The sequence below is a fragment of the Azoarcus sp. Soil_N_20 genome, assembly GCF_057656155.1.
Genome location: NZ_JBDGKX010000014.1, coordinates 1 through 18,502 on the forward strand (window position 1 = coordinate 1; position 18,502 = coordinate 18,502).

The following is an 18,502-nucleotide window of genomic DNA, read 5'->3' on the forward strand; positions in this document are numbered from 1 at the left end:
GTCTTGCCGTGGTCAACGTGGCCAATCGTGCCAACGTTTACGTGCGGCTTCGTACGCTCAAACTTGCTCTTAGCCATATCGACACCCTTTAATCAGAATCAGAATTTTCGAACCGATGACTCCGACACCGTCACGCCGGACGAGGCAGATAGATGTGGTGCCCTTGACGTGGATTGAACACGTGGCCTCTCCCTTACCAAGGGAGTGCTCTACCACTGAGCTACAAGGGCGCCGAAACCTGTACTTCCAAAAACTGGAGCGGGTGAAGGGAATCGAACCCTCGTCATAAGCTTGGAAGGCTTCTGCTCTACCATTGAGCTACACCCGCACACGCCAAACGACCGTCTGTCGACTCACTACAACCGCATCGCATGCTGCAAGCAACAACAGCACAACGACATGTGCCTGGTGGAGGGGGAAGGATTCGAACCTTCGAAGGCAGAGCCGTCAGATTTACAGTCTGATCCCTTTGACCGCTCGGGAACCCCTCCAAGCGCGAAGCCCCGCACTATAGAGGTGGATCACCGCCCTGTCAAACTATTTTGCGAAGAAGCCCCCGCGCCCGATTGCCGACCGGGCCGCGGGTCGCAGTGCATGCCGAGCGGGATCGCATCGATACGCAGCCGTTCATTTGACGCGCGAATGCCGGGGGCAACAGAATGCCACATTCGACCCCGCCCATGGCCATGCCTCCGCTCGAGACCCTTGCAAGTTTTCTGGCTGTTTCCGTGCTGATCACGCTCGCACCGGGACCCGACAATCTGATGGTGCTCGCTCACAGCCTGGCTCGGGGCCGCACGGCAGGGCTTGGCATTGCATTGGGGTGCGCCCTCGGCTGCTTCACCCACACGCTTTGGGCTGCGCTCGGCGTCAGCGCCCTGCTTGCGGCGTCCCCGGCGTTGTTCGCGGCGCTCAAGCTCGCCGGCGCAGCCTACCTGGCGTGGCTGGGCATCCAGGCGTTGCGCAACGCATCGCTCGTACCCGCCCGCTCCGCCGCCCGCCAGACGGGCGAATCCTGGTGGAAGGACGTCCGCAAAGGCTTCATCGCAAACGCAATCAATCCGAAGGTTGCGCTGTTTTTCCTTGCCTTCCTTCCCCAGTTCACGAAGCTGGAACATGGCGACGTGACGATGCAGATGATCATGCTGGGCGTGGCGTTCGCGCTGCAGACCACAGTGGTGTTCGGAACGATCGCAGTTGCGGCGGCAGCGATCGGCCGCGTTCTCGCGCACCACGCACGTGCCGGCCTGTGGCTCGACCGGATCGCCGGCATGATCTTTCTCGGGCTCGCCGCAAAGCTGGCTCTGGACGATCATCCGCTTTGAAGCATCCACTCAAGATCACAACGGACACCCCCTACTCATGAGACGCGGCCCGGCCATCGCCCTGCCTGCCCCCGAGCCCCGGGAGCGCCACGACTGGCACACCATCAAGAGCCTCATCCCGTTCATCTGGGCCTACAAGATCCGGGTGCTGTTTGCCCTTTCCTGTCTGATCGCAGCCAAAGGCGCCAATGTCACCGTTCCACTGACGTTCAAGCACCTGATCGATACCCTGTCGCTCACCGGCGAACAGGCGCTGATCGTGGTCCCTGCGGCGCTGCTGCTCGCCTATGGGATCCTTCGTTTCTCGACTTCGCTGTTCACCGAACTGCGCGAGATCATCTTCGCCCGGGTCACCCAGCAGGCGGTCAGGGAGATCACCCTGCGCCTGTTCCGTCACCTGCATTCGCTCAGCCTGCGCTTCCACCTCGAACGCCAGACCGGCGGCCTGACTCGGGACATCGAGCGCGGCACGCGCTCGATCGGCTCGCTGATCAGCTACACGCTCTATTCGATCCTCCCCACCCTGGTCGAGATCGGCCTGGTGATGAGCATCCTGCTCGTTCAGTACGACGCCGTGTTTGCACTGATCACCCTGGCCACGCTGTCGCTCTACATCCTCTTTACGGTAACGGTCACCAACTGGCGGACGGCGCTGCGGCGCCATGCCAACGAACTCGACTCGGCCGCCAACGCCCGCGCCGTCGACAGCCTGCTGAACTTCGAAACGGTCAAATACTTCAACAACGAGGGCTATGAAGCCCGGCGCTACGACGAGCAACTCGGCAAGTGGACCGCGGCACAGGTGCGCAACCAGTACTCGCTTTCAGCGCTGAACATCGGTCAGGCCGCGATCATCGCGGTCGGCGTGACCATCATGATGTGGCAGGCGGCAAGCAGGGTGACCACCGGCGAGATGACCATCGGCGATATCGTGCTGGTCAACGCCTTCATGATCCAGCTCTATATCCCGCTCAACTTCCTCGGCGTGATCTACCGCGAACTGCGCCAGGCACTGACCGACATCGAGCGCATGTTCGGCCTGATGCACGAGAACCTCGAGATCGCCGACGCCCCCGACGCGCTCACGCTGCCGTCCGGTCCCGCGAGCGTGCGTTTCGAGCGCGTGAGCTTCGCCTACGATGTCAAGCGCCCGATCCTGTTCGACGTCGATTTCGAGGTGCCGGCCGGGCGCACCGTCGCCATCGTCGGTCACTCCGGATCCGGAAAATCGACGCTCGCGCGCCTGCTGTACCGCTTCTATGACGTCCAGGGCGGCGCCATCCGGATCAACGGTCACGACCTGCGCCAGCTCACCCAGGACAGCCTGCGTGCAGCGATCGGCATCGTGCCGCAGGACACCGTGCTGTTCAACGACACCCTGCGCTACAACATCCACTACGGCCGCCCCACGGCCAGTCGCGACGAAGTCGAAGCCGCCGCCCGCGCCGCCCAACTGGAGGACTTCATCCGCCGGCTGCCCGAGGGCTACGAAACACGGGTCGGCGAACGGGGACTGAAGCTGTCGGGCGGGGAGAAGCAGCGCGTCGCCATTGCCCGCGCGCTGTTGAAGAACCCGGCGATCCTGATCTTCGACGAAGCGACCTCGGCGCTGGACTCGAAGACGGAGAAGGCCATCCAGGCACAGATCGAACTTGCGGCGGCGGGACGCACTGCGCTGGTGATCGCGCATCGCCTGTCGACGGTGATGAACGCGGACGAGATCATCGTGCTCGATCAAGGCCGCATCGTGGAACGCGGCCGACATGGCGAGCTGTTGGCGCGCGGCGAAGCCTATGCGCAGATGTGGCTGCTGCAACAGCAGGAGGAGACCGGCGAGGCCATCGCCGGTTGAACGGCGCGCTGTGCGCAGCGCACCCAGGACAGAAAAGGCGCCGCTGTATCAGGGGGCAACGACCGCTACCCTGCGCCCCGGACGTCCCTTGACTTCGTACATCGCGCGGTCGGCAAGACGCATCAACTCATAAAGCTCGATCGCATCGTCGGGAAAGATCGCAATCCCGATGCTGCCGCCCAGCGCGAGCGTATGCCCGTCGAGTGCCAGGGGTTGTGCCAGGGCATCGACGATCTTCTGCGCCACCCCGATCGCATCGTCGACCGTCGAGACGCGTCCCAGCACAATCACGAACTCGTCGCCACCGACCCGCGCGACGGTATCGCTCTGGCGCACGAAGCCTTTCAGCCGGTCGGCAATCGCACACAAGGTGCGGTCGCCGGCCTCGTGTCCATACTGGTCGTTGACCGGCTTGAAGTCATCCAGATCGAGATAGAGCAGTGCCAGGCGGTGGCCGTCACGGCGGGCAGATTCGGCCGCCTGCCGAAAACGACCGTCGAGCAGCACCCGGTTGGCCAGCCCGGTGAGGCTGTCGTGCAGCGCGAGGTAGCGCACCTGCTCCTCCGAGGTTTCCAGCTGCCGGCCGGTGCGGTAAAGGTACCAGGCGAGCCACAGTGCAAACAGCGCGCACAGCGCCGAGGCCGTTCGCGTCCACCAGCGGGTTCCGTTGAGCCCGCGCGGGGCCTCGAGGGGCACGGCAGCCAGCACCCAGCTGCCTTCGAGCACGTGAATGTCGAGTTCAACCGCATCCTCACGCTCGAACAGGGTCGGATCACCCCAGAACACGGCCCCTGCCCGGCCCGTTCCGTCGATGCCGCGCAGGGCCAGCGCCAGTCGCAGGTCTGGCGCGAGCAGACCTGCCGCGGCCAACAGCCGCTCGAAGTCGATCGGCGTGCTCATCAGACCCCAGTAGCGTCCGCTGCGGGGCGCGGCGCCGGGCGGAGTCAGAAAGATGGGGACGCGGTGAATCAGGGCTCGCCCCCCTTGCACCAGCTCGAGCGGCCCCGCCAGCACCGCCCGACCGGTCTCGATCATGCGCCGGGTCGACGCGCCCTGGACCGGGTGCCGGAGCAGATCCAGCCCGATCGCGACCCTGTTGCCTTCTTCCGGATAGACCATGGAAATCACGTTGTCGGGCGCGAGGGTGATGTTGCGCAGCAGACTGCGCGCCGCCATCAGTTCGCGGGCGAGCAGGTGGAAACGCTCGGGCTCCATGCCGCCGTCGAGTGCCACCTGCGCAACGAGACCGGCGGTGAGGCTGGTTGCGCCGTTGAGTTCGCCCTCGAGGCGTGCCCGCAGACCGGACAGCTCCGACAAGGTCTGCGCCCTCCAGCGCTCGTGCAGTCGGGACTCGACGAGGTCGCCGGCAACGAAGACGAGCACCGCCACAGCCAGGCCCAACAGGCCAAGGCCGACGCTCATCCAGCGCTGACGGGAGTCCAGCTTCACCCCTGCTCCTGATTCGGACATACGCCGCCATTGTAGGCACCCACGCCATCGAGCCGCTGCGCATATCAGCGTTTGCTGTGCACTGGATTACACTCGGTCGCAGACAAACGACAAAGCAAGCACATGGAAGCCCACGGCACCTTCCCGTTCCTGAAGGAAACGATCCTTTTCCTCGCCCTCTCCGGCATTCTGATTCCCCTGCTTGCACGGCTTCGGATCAACCCGGTACTGGGTTTTCTCGCCGTCGGCACCGCCTTGGGGCCGTACGGCATGGCGAGCTTTGCCGATGCCTCGCCGTGGCTGAACTACGTGACCTTCTCGAGCCAGGACGACGTCGAGCAGCTGGCCGAACTCGGCGTGATCTTCCTGATGTTCATGATCGGGCTGGAAATGTCGATCGACCGCCTGTGGTCGATGCGCAGACTCGTCTTCGGTCTCGGCACCCTGCAGGTCGGGCTCACCGCACTGCTCATCGGCGGCGTCGCGGCGTATTTCGACCACGGTACCGAGGCGGCGGTCGTCCTCGGCCTTGCCCTGGCCTTCTCGTCGACCGCAATCGTGATGCAATTGCTGGCCCAGCAGCGCGAGCTCGGCACCCCGCTCGGCCAGGCTGCATTCGCCATCCTGCTGCTGCAGGATCTGGCCGTGGTCCCGCTGCTGGTCCTGATCAGCGTCCTCGGCGCCAGCGGTGGCGACGGCAGCTTCGGCGTCCTGCTCGGGAGCGCAGCGCTCAAGGGTCTGGTCACCGTGGGCATGATCTATCTGATCGGACGCCGCGTGGTACGCCCGGTATTTCATCAGATCGCCGCCAACCGCCAGCCCGACACCTTCATGGCGCTGACCCTGCTGTCCACCCTCGGCGTCGCCGCGCTCACCTGGGCTGCCGGACTGTCGATGGCACTGGGCGCACTGCTCGCCGGTCTGATCATCGCTGAAACCGAGTTTCGCCATGAAGTCGAAGTCACCATCGAACCGTTCAAGGGCTTGCTGATGGGGCTCTTCTTCCTGTCGGTGGGCATGGGCATCGATCTGCGCGCACTGATTGCCGAACCGCTGTGGACCCCCTTGTCGGTCATCGGGCTGATCGCCATCAAGGGTCTGCTCATCTTCGGCCTGCTGCGACTCTTCGGCCTGTCCTGGGGGCGCGCGGCAGAGGGCGGGCTGCTGCTCGGCCAGGGCAGCGAGTTCGCCTTCATCGTGATCGGTCTCGCGCTCTCATTCGGGGTGCTGCCTCGCGATACCGGCCAGTTCATGCTGCTCGTGGTCGGCCTGAGCATGCTCGCCGCACCGCTCGTCGCCCGCGCCGGCAATCGCATCGGCAGCCATATCGAACAGCGGCAGGGCCGACGCGAACCGCAGGAGCCGGAAGAATTCGGGGAACTGCGTGGCCACGTCATCATTGCCGGCTATGGCCGGGTCGGACAGATGGTGGGCCAGTTGCTGGCCGAACAGGGGGTGCCGCATCTGGCGATCGAGAGTGATGCCAAACTGGTGGCGCGCCAGCGCAAAGCGGGCATCCCGGTCATCTACGGCGACGCCAGCCGGCCCGAGCTCCTGCGCCGACTACGCCTCGATCGCGCCCTCACAGTGGTGCTGACGATGGATCATGTGGCCGCTGCCATCCATGCGGTCAAGGGCATCCGCCAGACCATGCCCCACATCCGCATCATTGCCCGTGCGCGCGACGAGAAACATGCCCTGGCCCTGCGCGAGGCCGGCGCCAGTGCGGTGGTGCCGGAGACCCTGGAATCCGGGCTCAAACTCGCCGGCTCGGTGCTCGAGAGCCTCGGGGTGCCGGCCGACGCCGCCTCCCGCCTGCTCGAGCAGGAGCGCGAACGGCGCATCACGGCCTTCCGCCGTTGACGCGCGATAACGTATCCTCCTCAACCGCACACATCCGACGCTGCCGACCCGCCTGCATGAACCTTCCCGCCCGCATCCTGCTTTTCCTCGCCGCGCTGCTCGCCAGTCCGCTCGCGGGTGCTGCGCCCGGCACGCTCGATCGCATTCGCGAACAAGGCGTGATCCACCTCGGCTACCGCAGCTCGTCGATCCCGTTCTCCTACCTCACCCCGGACGGTGCGGTCCAGGGCTATTCGCATGCGTTCGCGCTGCGCATCACCGAGGCGGTCCGTACCCATCTGGGCCTGAGCCGGCTCGATGTCCGCCTGGTGCCGATCACCTCGCAGAACCGCTTTCTGCTGATCGACAGCGGACGCATCGACCTCGAATGCGGCTCGACCACCCACAACCGCGACCGCGAGCGGCTGGCCACCTTCTCCAATACCCTGTTCATCGCCGGCACCCGGCTGCTGGCCCGCCACGACAGTCCGGTCAGGGAGTTCGACGACCTTGCCGGGCGGCGCGTCGTCACCACGGCAGGCACCACCTCGGAGCAGTTGCTGCGGCGGATGAACAACCGCAGCGCGCAAGCCATGACGATCATGTCGGCCCACGACCATGACGACGCCTTCCTCGCCCTGGAAGCCGGGCGGGCGGCTGCCTTCATGATGGATGACGCCCTGTTGTTCGGCGAACGCGCCAAGGCGGCGCGACCGGACGAGTGGCGGGTGAGCGGCGCGCCGCAATCGTTCGAGGCCTATGCGTGCATGCTGAAGAAGGACGATCTCGCCTTCAAGCGCGTGATCGATCAGGCCATCACCCACACCATGCGCAGCGGGGAAGCCGAACGCCTGTACCTGCAGTGGTTTACGCAACCGATCCCGCCTCAGGGGCTGAACCTCGCCTTCCCGCTGTCGGACGCCATGCGTGCCCTGTTCCGCAAGCCCAACGACGAACCGTACGAATGAGCCGAAAGGCGGTCATCGCCTACAGCTGATAGTCCTCGCCGCCACCGCTCAGCGCGGTTTCCACCATGCGCCGGGTCAGGTGCGGCGCAAAACCCTCGATGAAGGCATACACATAGCCGCGCAACCAGGCGCGCCGGCGCAGGCCGATGCGGGTCGTGCTGGATTCGAACAGGTGAGCGGCGTCGATCATGCCGAGATCGCGGTCTACCGCCGGGTCGTAGGCCATGCGGGCCAGGATGCCGATACCGAGGTCCATCGCCACATAGGTCTTGATCACATCCGAGTCGATCGCGGTGAGCACCACCTTGGGCTTGAGTCCGCGCCCGAGGAAGGCCTTGTTGATGTGGCCACGCCCGGTAAAGGCGTCGTCGTAGGTGATCAGCGGATGGCGGGAGATCGCCTCCAGCGTGAGCGGGTGCTCCTTCAGGATCGGATGACGCGGCGAGGCGACCACGCAACGGTTCCATTGATGGCACGGCAGCATCACGAGCTCGTCGACCTCGGCGATGGCTTCGGTGGCGATGGCGATATCGGCGCTGCCGTCGAGCACCATTTCGCACACCTGCTGTGGATTGCCCTGATGCAGTTCGAGCTTGACCTGCGGGTAGCGCCGCATGAAGTCGCGGATCACGCGCGGCAGCGCGTAGCGCGCCTGGGTATGGGTGGTGGCGATCGACAGCCTGCCGGCGCTCTCGTTGGCAAATTCCTCGCCGACCTGATGCAGGTTGTCCATGTCGCGCAGCATACGCTCGGCGATCGCCAGCACCGCCCGCCCCGGCTCGGTCACTGCCACCAGACGCTTGCCATGGCGGGTGAAGATCTCCACCCCCAGCTCGGTTTCGAGCAGACGGATCTGCTTCGACACCCCGGGCTGCGACGTGAACAGGGCATCCGCGGCGTCGGAAACATTCAGCCCGCGGCGGGCCACCTCATGGATGTAGCGCAACTGCTGAAGGTTCATCGCCGGGTCCTTAATAACCAATTCTTCTTAAAGTCTAACGCAAACCCCCTTTATGAGCCTAAACATCCAAGTTACGATGCGCCGCAGCATGAGCAGGTGTCTGCCGCAAGGGATACCGAATTTCGACAGCCCTACGCAAAGCCTGCACGAACCCACTTCGATGCAGGCTGCTCAACGAGAGAGACGCGATGTACCAATACGACGAATACGACCAGCGGATCGTGGATGAGCGGGTCGCCCAGTACCGCGACCAGACTCGCCGCTATCTGGCCGGCGAGCTGAGCGAGGACGAATTCCGTCCGCTGCGCCTGCAGAACGGCCTCTACATCCAGCGTTACGCGCCCATGCTGCGGATCGCGGTGCCCTACGGCAACCTGCGTGCCGACCAGGTCCGCATGCTCGGCCACATCGCGCGCACCTACGACCGTGGCTACGCCCACTTCACCACGCGCCAGAACCTGCAGTACAACTGGCCCAAGGTCGAAGATGTCCCCGAGATCCTGGCACAGCTCGCCACCGTGCAGATGCACGCGATCCAGACCTCGGGCAACTGCATTCGCAACGTCACCTCCGACCCCTTCGCGGGCGTCGCGGGCGACGAGATCATCGACCCGCGCCCGTGGGGCGAGATCGTGCGCCAGTGGAGCACCTTCCATCCGGAATTCGCCTACCTGCCGCGCAAGTTCAAGATCGCGGTGAATGGCGCCGCCGAAGACCGCGCGGTGATCCAGGTGCACGACATCGGCCTCGACCTCAAGCGTGATGCCGCCGGCAACATCGGCTTTCGCGTACTGGTCGGCGGCGGCCTCGGCCGCACCCCGATCATTGGCGAGGAGATCGCCGCCTTCGTGCCGTGGCAGGACATCCTCAGCTATTGCGAGGCGGTGCTGCGCGTATACAACCTGCACGGCCGCCGCGACAACATGTACAAGGCGCGCATCAAGATCCTGGTCAAGGCACTGGGCATCGACGCCTTCCGCACCCAGGTGGAGGCCGAGTTCGCCCACCTCAAGGGCGGCCCGGCCACGCTGACCACAGCCGAAGTCGAGCGCGTCACCGGCCACTTCGTCGATCCGGCCTACGAGGTCCTGCCCGCCACCGACGCCGGCTACGCTGCCCAACTCGTCGCCAACAAGGGCTTTGCCGCGTGGGCCAGGCGCAACGTGCGCGGCCACAAGCAGCCGGGCTACGCCAGCGTGGTGCTGTCGCTGAAGAAGCCCGGCATCGCTCCGGGCGACATCACCGCAGACCAGTTCGACCGCGTCGCCGCGCTCGCCGAGCGCTACAGCTTCGGCGAAGTGCGCGTCACCCACGAGCAGAACCTGGTGCTCGCCGACGTGCGCCAGTCCGACCTGTTCGCGGTGTGGGAGGCCGCCCGCGACGCCGGTCTCGCCACCCCCAACATCGGCCTGCTGACCGACATCATCGCCTGTCCGGGCGGCGACTTTTGCGCGCTCGCCAACGCCAAGTCGATCCCGATCGCCAACGCGATCCAGGCCCGCTTCGACGACCTCGACTACCTGCACGACATCGGCGAGATCGAGATCAACATTTCCGGTTGCATGAACGCCTGCGGCCACCATCATGTCGGCCACATCGGCGTGCTCGGCGTCGACAAGAACGGCGAGGAGTTCTATCAGGTGACGATCGGCGGCGACCAGGGCAACGACACCGCAATCGGCAAGGTCATCGGCCCGTCGTTTGCCGCCGCGGAGATGCCGGACGTGGTCAGCTCGCTGATCAACACCTACACCGACACCCGTCACCCGGACGAACGCTTCATCGACACCGTGCGCCGCGTCGGCGTCGAGCCGTTCAAAACCCGGGTCTATGCCGAACGCGAACAGAGGAAGCAAGCCCATGTCTGACATCATCAAACACGGCGCCATCCACAGCGACGACTGGACCCTGGTGCGTCTGGCCGAAGGCGAGGATGCGACCAGCGTCGAACTGCCCGCCGGCCGCGTGATCGTGCCGCTGGCCGTGTGGCTGGCACGGCGCGAGGCCCTGCAGGCGCGGGCGGAAGCCGGCGTGATCGGCGTCTGGCTGGCCGGCACCGAGGATCCGGCCGCGCTCGCCGACGACCTGCTGCGGCTGCAGCTGGTCGCGGTCGATTTCCCCAAGTTCGCCGACGGCCGCGGCTATTCGATCGCCACCCTGCTGCGCGCGCGCCACGGCTACGCCGGCGAATTGCGGGCGGTGGGCGACGTGCTGCGCGACCAGTTCTTCTTCCTGACCCGCTGCGGCTTCGACACCCTGCAGCCGAAGGAAGACAAGTACACGCGCGCCCAGCTCGAAGCCGCGCTCGCCAGCCTGAACGATTTTTCCGAGCCCTACCAGGGCGCGGTGGACCGCGCCGAGCCGCTGTTCCGCCGCCAGCCGCGCAAGGTGGCCGCATGAACATCAGCGTCTCCATGCTCCGCCCCGGCGGCACCGGCGCCGCGCGCAATCCGGCCACCCATCCGGAGATCACCCCCGAACTGCGCAGCACGGTCGCGGCCAAGTCGGCCGCCGCCCTGCAGTTGCTGCAACAGGTCGTGGCCGAGCTCGGCGGCGCAGGCGAACTCACCTTCGCCAACAGTTTCGGCGCCGAGGACATGGTGCTGACCGACCTGATTCTCGCCAACAAACTGCCGATCGAGATCTTTTCGCTCGACACCGGACGCTTGCCGGCGGAAACCTACAAGCTGATGGGCGAGGTCGAGCAGCACTACCGCACCCGGCTCAAGGTGTTCTTTCCCGAGTCCGCCGCGGTCGAACAGTACGTCCGCAGTGAAGGAATCAACGCGTTCTACAATTCAGTGGAACTGCGCAAGGCTTGCTGCCAGATCCGCAAGGTGGAGCCGCTGCGCCGTGCGCTGGCCGGCAAGAAGGCGTGGATCACCGGGCTGCGCGCCGCGCAGTCGACCACCCGCAGCGGTCTGCCGCTGCGCGAGTTCGACGCCGGCAACGGTCTCGAGAAGCTCAACCCGCTGTCGGACTGGAGCGAGACCGAGGTGTGGGCCTACATTCGCCTGCACCAGGTGCCGTACAACGCGCTGCACGATCAGTTCTACCCCAGCATCGGCTGCGCGCCCTGTACCCGGGCCATCGCACTGGGCGAGGATGTCCGCGCCGGGCGCTGGTGGTGGGAAGACCCCGAGTCCAAGGAATGCGGACTGCACGTGAAAAAGGACTGAATCATGCCGAGCAATCATCCTGCCAGCGCGCCGCACAGCACCGCCGTCGGTGCATCGCGGCGCAGTCTGCAACATCGCATCCATGCGCTGCGTGCCGGCTGGCGCGCCGCCCTGCGCGCGCTGCGCGGCCGTCACCCCGTGAAACCCTGAGAATCCAGATGTCGACGCTGACCAAACAGACCCTCTCCCACCTCGACTGGCTCGAAGCCGAGGCGATCCATATCCTGCGCGAAGTCGCGGGCCAGTGTGCCAATCCGGTGCTGCTGTTTTCCGGCGGCAAGGATTCGATCTGCCTGCTGCGTCTGGCCGAGAAGGCCTTTCGCCCGGGTCGCTTCCCGTTTCCGCTGATGCACATCGACACCGGCCACAATTACCGGGAAGTGACCGATTTCCGCGACAAGCGCGCGGCCGAGCTGGGCGAGCGCCTGATCGTGCGTTCGGTGGAGGATTCGATGGCGCGCGGTACGGTGGTGCTGAAGTCGGCCGACGAGTCGCGCAACAAGCATCAGTCGGTGACGCTGCTGGAGTCGATCGAGGAGTTCGGCTTCGATGCGTGTATTGGCGGCGCCCGGCGTGACGAGGAGAAGGCGCGGGCGAAGGAGCGGATCATGAGTTTCCGCGACGAGTTCGGTCAGTGGGATCCGAAGAACCAGCGCCCGGAGTTGTGGAATCTGTACAACGCGCGTTCGCACAAGGGCGAGAACATCCGCGCGTTCCCGATCAGCAACTGGACCGAGCTCGACGTGTGGCAGTACATCACCCGCGAGCAGCTGGAGCTGCCGTCGATCTACTTCGCTCATGTCCGTCCGGTGGTTCGCAAGAACGGGCTGTTGCAGCCGATCACCGACGTGACGCCGGCGAAGCCGGGCGACAAGATCGAGGATGTGCTGGTGCGCTTCCGCACCGTGGGCGACATCACCTGCACGGCGCCGGTGGAGTCGGATGCGGATACGCTGGAGAAGATCCTGGCCGAGACCGCAACCACCACGATCACCGAGCGCGGCGCGACGCGAATGGATGACCAGACTTCCGAGGCTTCGATGGAGCAACGGAAGAAGGAAGGGTATTTCTGAGTTTTTGTGTTTTTGTCTGGGGTGGTTGGAAGGACGGTGCCAAGGCGCCATGTGGGGTGTTTGCTCCGAGGGCTGCCGCTACGCGGCGCGGCGGAGGTTACGCAAATGAGCGCCCTGCGGGCTCAGACAGTCCTCGCCCTCTCCTCAAACACCCCACACACCGCCTGAACGCATGTGCGGGAACGACGGAAAGGCAAGAAGCAAAGGCGGAAGACCGAACCGGGCAGTCGCTGGGATCGTGAAGATCTTAGGTTCGAAGTGACTTGAAGAAGCAAGCCGGGGATGTGTGGGGTGTTCGTGGCGAAGGCGAGGACTGTCCGAGCGAAGCGAGTTCCGCAGCCTTCAGAACGAACACCCCGCGCAGCCCCGGCGGACTAGCAGCACCACTCGCCCACTGCCCCGTCAAACCAGACCATACAAAGCAGCAACCGAATTCTTGAAAGCTTGAAGGAACAATGAAAATGTCCGCCCTCGAACTACTGCCCGAAATCGACAACGGCCTGCTGCGCTTCCTCACCTGCGGCAGCGTGGACGACGGCAAGAGCACCCTGATCGGCCGTCTGCTGTTCGACACCAAGACCATCCTCGCCGACACCATGAACGCCATCGAGAAAACCTCGGCCCGGCGTGGCGGCCTCGGCGCGGTCGACCTCTCGCTGCTCACCGACGGCCTGCAGGCCGAACGCGAACAGGGCATCACCATCGACGTCGCCTACCGCTACTTCACCACCGGCCGGCGCAAGTACATCATTGCCGACGCCCCCGGACACGAGCAATACACCCGCAACATGGTCACTGCGGCGTCCACCGCCAACCTTGCCATCATTCTCATCGATGCGCGCAAGGGCGTGCTCACCCAGACCCGCCGCCACTCCTACCTCGCCAGCCTGGTCGGCATCCCCCACCTGCTGGTCGCAGTGAACAAGATGGACCTCGTCGACTATGACGAAGCCACCTACGAACGGATCAAGGCCGACTACCTCGCCTTCGCCGCCCAGCTCGGCATCAAGGACGTGCGCTTCATCCCGATCTCGGCCCTCGACGGCGACATGATCGTCGACCGTGGTACGCGCCTCGGCTGGTACACCGGCCCCACCCTGCTCGAGATCCTCGAAGCCGCACCGGCCGCCCACACCGAGCAGGCGGAAGACTTCCGCTTCCCGGTGCAGTACGTATGCCGCCCCCAGGACTCCGCCAACCCCGAACTGCACGACTACCGTGGCTTCATGGGCCGGGTCGAGTCGGGCGAGGTCGCCGTCGGCGACGCCGTCACCGTGCTGCCCTCGGGCGCCTCGAGCAAGGTCAAGGCGATCGAGATCGGCGGTCAGCAACTCGAACGCGCGATCCACGAACAATCGGTCACCCTGCTGCTCGAAGACGAAATCGACATCTCGCGCGGCGACATGATCGTGAAATCGGCCGAACTGCCCGAATCGGTCAAGCAGATCGATGCCACCGTGTGCTGGCTGTCGGAAACACCGATGTCGCCAGCGCGCACCTACCTCGTGCGTCACACCACGCGCGAGGCCAAGGCCAAGATCGCGAAGATCGACTACCGCCTCGACGTCAACACACTCGAGCAGCAGTCCGTCACCAGCCTGGCGATGAACGATATCGCCCGGATCACGCTCAAGCTCGCCCAGCCCATCGTCGCCGACCGCTACGCCAGCAACCGTGCCACCGGTGCCTTCATCATCATCGACGAAAGCACCAACAACACCGTCGGCGCCGGCATGATCGGCTGAAGTTCGCTCGCTTCAACCCTGTCACGAGCGCCGACGGCTACCGCCCTCGGCGCTCGTTTCCTTTTGCCAATACGCCACCGCATGGCGTAACCTCCGGCCCCGCCTCCGTCATTCGTCAGCGCCTCGGCGCCCGCCCTCCATGTCCGTATTCACCCTCGTCGTCATCAAGCTCGCCGCTGGCCTGCTGCTCGACCGCCTGCTCGGCGAGCTCCGCCAGGGCCATCCGCTGGTCGGCTTCGGACGCTGGGCGGTGGCGGTCGAAGCGCGTGTGCGCCGGATCGGCGATCAGCGCGTCGACGGCCTGCTCGCCTGGCTGCTCGCCGTCGCGCCCTGGGTGGTGCTGGCGATCATCGTGCGCAATCTCCATCCACTGGCGCACTGGCCGGTGGACATCGTGCTGCTGTATTTCGCCCTCGGCGGGCGCAGCCTGACCGAACATGCCGAGGCCGTCGCCGCGCCGCTGGAAGCGGGCGATCTCGCCGAGGCGCGGCGCCGGGTCGGCTGGATCGTGAGCCGCGACACCACCCGGCTCGATGCCGAAGGGGTGGCCCGCGCCGGCACCGAATCGGTCCTCGAGAACGGCAACGATGCGGTGTTCGGCGCGCTGTTCTGGTTCTTGCTGGCGGGCGGGCCGGGCGTGCTGCTGTTCCGCCTCGCCAACACCCTGGATGCGATGTGGGGCTATCGTACCCCGCGCTACCTCCAGTTCGGCTGGGCCGCGGCCCGCATCGACGACCAGCTCAACACCGTGCCGGCACGACTCACCGCGCTCACCTACGCAGTCCTCGGCCACACCCGTCGCGCGCTCGTCTGCTGGCAACGCCAGGCTGCGGCCTGGGACAGCCCGAACGCCGGTCCGGTCATGGCGGCAGGTGCGGGGGCGCTCGGGGTCGCCCTTGGCGGCGCGGCCGTCTATCACGGTCGCACCGAACAGCGACCCGTGCTCGGTGAGGGCATGGCCCCCGATGCGCGGGCAATTCGCGGCGCGATTGCGCTGGTACGCCGCGGCATCGTGCTGTGGCTGGGACTTGCCATGCTCGTCGCCGGTGTCGTGGAGTGGATCCATGCTTGACCATGGCGGTCGACTGCGCCACGCGGCGGCCACCTACGGTATTCCGCTCGCGCACTGGCTGGATCTGTCCACCGGGATCAATCCCCACCCCTATCCGATTCCCGACCTCCCGCCCAGCGTGTGGCAACGCCTGCCCGAAGACAATGACGGCCTCGAAGCCGCAGCGGCCGACTACTACGGTACCGACCAGTTGCTGCCGATCGCCGGCACGCAGCCGGTGATCCAATTGCTGCCGGACTTGCTTGCGGGCACGCGGGTCGCCATGCCCGGCCCGACCTATGCCGAGCATCCCCACGCCTGGCGGGGGCGCAATCTGCGCATGACCGGCGACCACACGGCGGCCATCGAGGCCGTCATCGAAGACACCGACGTGCTGCTGCTGGTGCATCCCAACAACCCCTCGGGGGCCTGCTTCGGACGCGACCAGTTGCTCGAATGGCAGCACCGGCTGGCCCAACGCGGCGGCTGGCTGGTGATCGACGAAGCCTTCATCGATGCGGACCCGGCGGCCAGCCTGGCCGCCGAGGCCGGTCGCCCGGGTCTGGTCGTGCTGCGCTCGGTCGGCAAGTTCTTCGGCCTCGCCGGCGCCCGCGCCGGCTTCGTCCTCGGGCCGCAGGCGCTGCGTATCGCCATCGCCGAACGGCTCGGGCCATGGACGGTAAGCGGGCCGGCCCGCTTCGTCGTGCAGGCAGCCCTTCGCGACCGCGCCTGGCAGCACACGATGCGGCTCAGACTCGCGGCCGAGTGCCAACGTCTGGCGACGCTGCTGCAGGCCTGCGGCCTCGGCACTCCGCGCGGCCCCGCGCTGTTCCAGTGGCTCGAACATCCTGCGGCGGGCAGCATCCATCATGCACTGGCGCTGCGCGGCATCCTCGTGCGCCGCTTCGATGCCCCCTCCAGCCTGCGTTTCGGTCTGCCGCCGGATGAATCCGGTTGGCAGAAACTGGCCGACGCCCTGGCCACCCTGCACTGAAGGAAGCCTCCCCATGGACACCCTCCGCCGCATCCTTGCGCTCGCCCTGGCCCTGGGCCTGCCGGTCGCCGCAGCCGTTGCGGCCGAAGTCCGCATCGTCGACGACAGCGGTCGCGAGTTGCGCCTGCCGCAGCCGGCGCGACGCATCGTCAGCCTCGCCCCGCACCTGACCGAACTCCTGTTCGCCGCCGGCGCCGGCAGCCGCGTGGTGGGGGTGGTGGCCTACAGTGACTTCCCCGACGCGGCAAAGACCTTGCCCCAGGTCGGGGGCTACACCAGCGTGGATATCGAGGCCGTCGCCGCGCTCAAACCGGATCTGGTCGTAGCCTGGAAGAGCGGCAACCGCAATGCCCACCTCGACCGACTGACTGCCCTCGGCGTACCGGTCTATCTCAACGAGCCGCGCAGCCTGGACGATGTCGCGCGCAGTCTCGAGGCGCTCGGCCATCTCGCCGGCAGCGATGCCGACGCCGGCGCCGCGGCCCGTGCGTTTCGCAGCCGGCTGGCCACCCTGCACCAGCGCTACGCCGGCCAGCCGCCGGTTCGGACCTTCTACCAGGTGTGGGACCGTCCGCTGATGACGATCAACGGCGAACACCTCATCGGCGACGTGATCCGGCTGTGCGGGGGTGTGAATGTGTTTGCCGGGTTGGGCCAGCTGGCCCCGACCGTCAGCGTGGAAGCCGTGCTCGCCGCCAATCCCGAGGCCGTCGTCGCCAGCGGCATGGGGGAGGCACGGCCGGAATGGCTCGACCAGTGGCGACGCTGGCCGGACCTGGCCGCAGCCGCCACCGACAGCCTGTTCTTCATTCCGCCGGCGATCATCCAGCGCCATACGCCGCGCATTCTCGACGGCGCCACGCTGCTGTGCGAACACCTCGACACGACGCGCACACGGCGACCGGCAGGCGGCGTCAGGTAACGCGTACCGCCCGGTCCGGATCGCGGCCGCCAGGATAGCCCCACCCAATCAATCAGTTTTCGTTAATATTCTGGACATCTCATCCATGACAACGGAGACAAACCATGCCCCCCCCCTGCCAGCACCGCTCACGCGCCGCCGTTTCCTCAAGCTCGGCGCCGGTGCCGCCGGCGCGCTGGGAATCGGTCTCGGCTACCCCCGGGTCGCCGCGTTCGCCGCGGACCTGGAGGACTTCATCGTCGGCCCGCCGATGCCCGACATCGCCCCGCAGCAGCTCTCGGCGCACGTGTGGATGATCTACGCGAAGGACGGTTTTCCGACTCCCGAGAATCAGGGCATGATGAGCAACATCACCTTCGTGATCACGCGCAAGGGGGTGGTCATTCTCGATCCGGGCGGCTCGCTGCAGATCGGCCAGATGGCGCTGCGACAGGTTCGCAAGCTGACCGACAAGCCGGTCGTGGCGGTATTCAATTCGCACTATCACGGCGACCACTGGCTCGGCAACCATGCCTGTGTCGATGCCTGGGGCACCGATCTGCCGATCTATGCCCATGCGCTTACCAAGGAGCGCATCGAAGGGGTCGAGGGCAGCAGCTGGCGCAGCCTGATGGAACGCTGGACCAACCAGGCCACCGCCGGCACCCGCATCGTGCCCCCCAACCAGATCGTGGATCACGGCGCCGAGTTCGATTACGGCGACGTCACCCTGCGGGTGCACCATTACGGCACCGCACACACGCCCGGCGACATCTGCATGGAAGTGGTGCAGGACCAGCTCACCTTTGTCGGCGATGTCGCGATGGACCGGCGCATCGCCAACATGGACGATGGCTCCTACCTCGGCACCTTCCGATTCTATGACGCGCTGGAAAAGAACGCGTCGTCGCGGATCTGGGTGCCGGGACACGGCCATCCGGGCGACCAGGTGCTGAACTGGAATCGCGCGTTGTTCGAGGGCATCTACGAGAACTGTGTGACCACGATCAAGGAAGGGCTCGGCATGGAGGTGGCGCGCGAGCGCGTGATCAAGGACCCGCGGGTGGCAAGCAGGGCGGCGGACACCCTCGGTTTCGACGCCAATATCGGCAAGTACACCAGCATCGCCTACCTGGAAGCCGAGAAGGAAACCTTCTGAAAG

General features: G+C 65.9%; 16 protein-coding genes and 3 tRNA genes. 14 read left to right on the forward strand and 5 right to left on the reverse strand.

Features of this window, described 5'->3' with window-relative positions:
• Nucleotides 1-155: 155 nt before the first annotated feature.
• From AC3A35_RS21955 to AC3A35_RS21965, 3 genes are all read right to left on the reverse strand, one after another.
• Nucleotides 156-230: transfer RNA gene (locus tag AC3A35_RS21955), tRNA-Thr, on the reverse strand.
• A 24-nt stretch (nt 231-254) separates the two neighbouring features.
• Nucleotides 255-328 (reverse strand) — tRNA-Gly (locus AC3A35_RS21960).
• Between the two features lie 78 nt (nt 329-406).
• Nucleotides 407-491 (reverse strand) — tRNA-Tyr (locus AC3A35_RS21965).
• 189 nt (nt 492-680) lie between these two features.
• On the opposite strand from AC3A35_RS21965, the gene AC3A35_RS21970 reads away from it, so the two are divergent.
• Both AC3A35_RS21970 and AC3A35_RS21975 read left to right on the forward strand, forming a co-directional pair.
• Nucleotides 681-1,325, forward strand: coding sequence for a LysE family translocator (locus AC3A35_RS21970; RefSeq protein ID WP_487438523.1), 645 nt, complete (start codon nt 681-683; stop codon nt 1,323-1,325).
• 37 nt (nt 1,326-1,362) lie between these two features.
• Nucleotides 1,363-3,177 carry an ABCB family ABC transporter ATP-binding protein/permease gene (locus AC3A35_RS21975; RefSeq protein ID WP_487438525.1) on the forward strand — a complete coding sequence of 605 codons (1,815 nt, stop codon included), beginning with the start codon at nt 1,363-1,365 and terminating at the stop codon, nt 3,175-3,177.
• Between the two features lie 48 nt (nt 3,178-3,225).
• Here the strand turns inward: AC3A35_RS21975 and AC3A35_RS21980 are convergent, their stop codons facing one another.
• Nucleotides 3,226-4,626: a diguanylate cyclase domain-containing protein gene (locus tag AC3A35_RS21980; RefSeq protein WP_487438527.1), complete on the reverse strand. Its 1,401-nt coding sequence runs from the start codon at nt 4,624-4,626 to the stop codon at nt 3,226-3,228.
• A gap of 123 nt (nt 4,627-4,749) precedes the next feature.
• Between AC3A35_RS21980 and AC3A35_RS21985 the strand changes: the two genes are divergently transcribed.
• Together AC3A35_RS21985 and AC3A35_RS21990 are read left to right on the forward strand one after the other, a co-directional pair.
• A complete protein-coding gene (locus AC3A35_RS21985) occupies nt 4,750-6,489 on the forward strand; it encodes a cation:proton antiporter domain-containing protein (protein WP_487438529.1) in 1,740 nt (579 codons plus the stop codon).
• Nucleotides 6,490-6,545: 56 nt separating this feature from the next.
• Entirely contained in the window at nt 6,546-7,436 is an 891-nt protein-coding gene (locus AC3A35_RS21990) for a transporter substrate-binding domain-containing protein (protein WP_487438531.1), read from the forward strand.
• A gap of 19 nt (nt 7,437-7,455) precedes the next feature.
• Here AC3A35_RS21990 and cysB read toward each other — a convergent pair whose 3' ends face one another.
• Nucleotides 7,456-8,397, reverse strand: coding sequence for an HTH-type transcriptional regulator CysB (gene cysB, locus AC3A35_RS21995; RefSeq protein ID WP_487438532.1), 942 nt, complete (start codon nt 8,395-8,397; stop codon nt 7,456-7,458).
• 188 nt (nt 8,398-8,585) lie between these two features.
• Between cysB and AC3A35_RS22000 the strand changes: the two genes are divergently transcribed.
• The 10 genes from AC3A35_RS22000 to AC3A35_RS22045 all read left to right on the forward strand — a co-directional run bounded on the left by AC3A35_RS22000 (nt 8,586) and on the right by AC3A35_RS22045 (nt 18,499).
• Nucleotides 8,586-10,265 carry a nitrite/sulfite reductase gene (locus AC3A35_RS22000; RefSeq protein ID WP_487438534.1) on the forward strand — a complete coding sequence of 560 codons (1,680 nt, stop codon included), beginning with the start codon at nt 8,586-8,588 and terminating at the stop codon, nt 10,263-10,265.
• Entirely contained in the window at nt 10,258-10,797 is a 540-nt protein-coding gene (locus AC3A35_RS22005) for a DUF934 domain-containing protein (protein WP_487438536.1), read from the forward strand. The genes AC3A35_RS22000 and AC3A35_RS22005 overlap by 8 nt, the downstream gene beginning before the upstream one ends.
• The gene (locus AC3A35_RS22010; protein ID WP_487438538.1) at nt 10,794-11,576 is read left to right on the forward strand and encodes a phosphoadenylyl-sulfate reductase; all 783 of its coding nucleotides are present in this window, start codon (nt 10,794-10,796) and stop codon (nt 11,574-11,576) included. Before AC3A35_RS22005 ends, AC3A35_RS22010 begins: the two co-directional genes overlap by 4 nt.
• 3 nt (nt 11,577-11,579) lie before the next feature.
• Nucleotides 11,580-11,726 carry a hypothetical protein gene (locus tag AC3A35_RS22015; RefSeq protein ID WP_487438539.1) on the forward strand — a complete coding sequence of 49 codons (147 nt, stop codon included), beginning with the start codon at nt 11,580-11,582 and terminating at the stop codon, nt 11,724-11,726.
• Between the two features lie 8 nt (nt 11,727-11,734).
• Entirely contained in the window at nt 11,735-12,649 is a 915-nt protein-coding gene (gene cysD, locus AC3A35_RS22020) for a sulfate adenylyltransferase subunit CysD (protein WP_487438540.1), read from the forward strand.
• A 461-nt stretch (nt 12,650-13,110) separates the two neighbouring features.
• Nucleotides 13,111-14,394 (forward strand): sulfate adenylyltransferase subunit CysN, encoded by a 1,284-nt coding sequence (gene cysN / locus AC3A35_RS22025; RefSeq protein ID WP_487438541.1) that lies wholly within the window; start codon nt 13,111-13,113, stop codon nt 14,392-14,394.
• 139 nt (nt 14,395-14,533) lie between these two features.
• Nucleotides 14,534-15,466, forward strand: coding sequence for an adenosylcobinamide-phosphate synthase CbiB (gene cbiB, locus AC3A35_RS22030; RefSeq protein ID WP_487438542.1), 933 nt, complete (start codon nt 14,534-14,536; stop codon nt 15,464-15,466).
• Entirely contained in the window at nt 15,459-16,439 is a 981-nt protein-coding gene (cobD, locus tag AC3A35_RS22035; protein WP_487438543.1) for a threonine-phosphate decarboxylase CobD, read from the forward strand. The genes cbiB and cobD overlap by 8 nt, the downstream gene beginning before the upstream one ends.
• A gap of 13 nt (nt 16,440-16,452) precedes the next feature.
• A complete protein-coding gene (locus AC3A35_RS22040; RefSeq protein WP_487438544.1) occupies nt 16,453-17,361 on the forward strand; it encodes a cobalamin-binding protein in 909 nt (302 codons plus the stop codon).
• Nucleotides 17,362-17,446: 85 nt separating this feature from the next.
• Nucleotides 17,447-18,499 (forward strand): MBL fold metallo-hydrolase, encoded by a 1,053-nt coding sequence (locus AC3A35_RS22045; RefSeq protein ID WP_487438545.1) that lies wholly within the window; start codon nt 17,447-17,449, stop codon nt 18,497-18,499.
• The last annotated feature ends 3 nt before the right edge of the window (nt 18,500-18,502 follow it).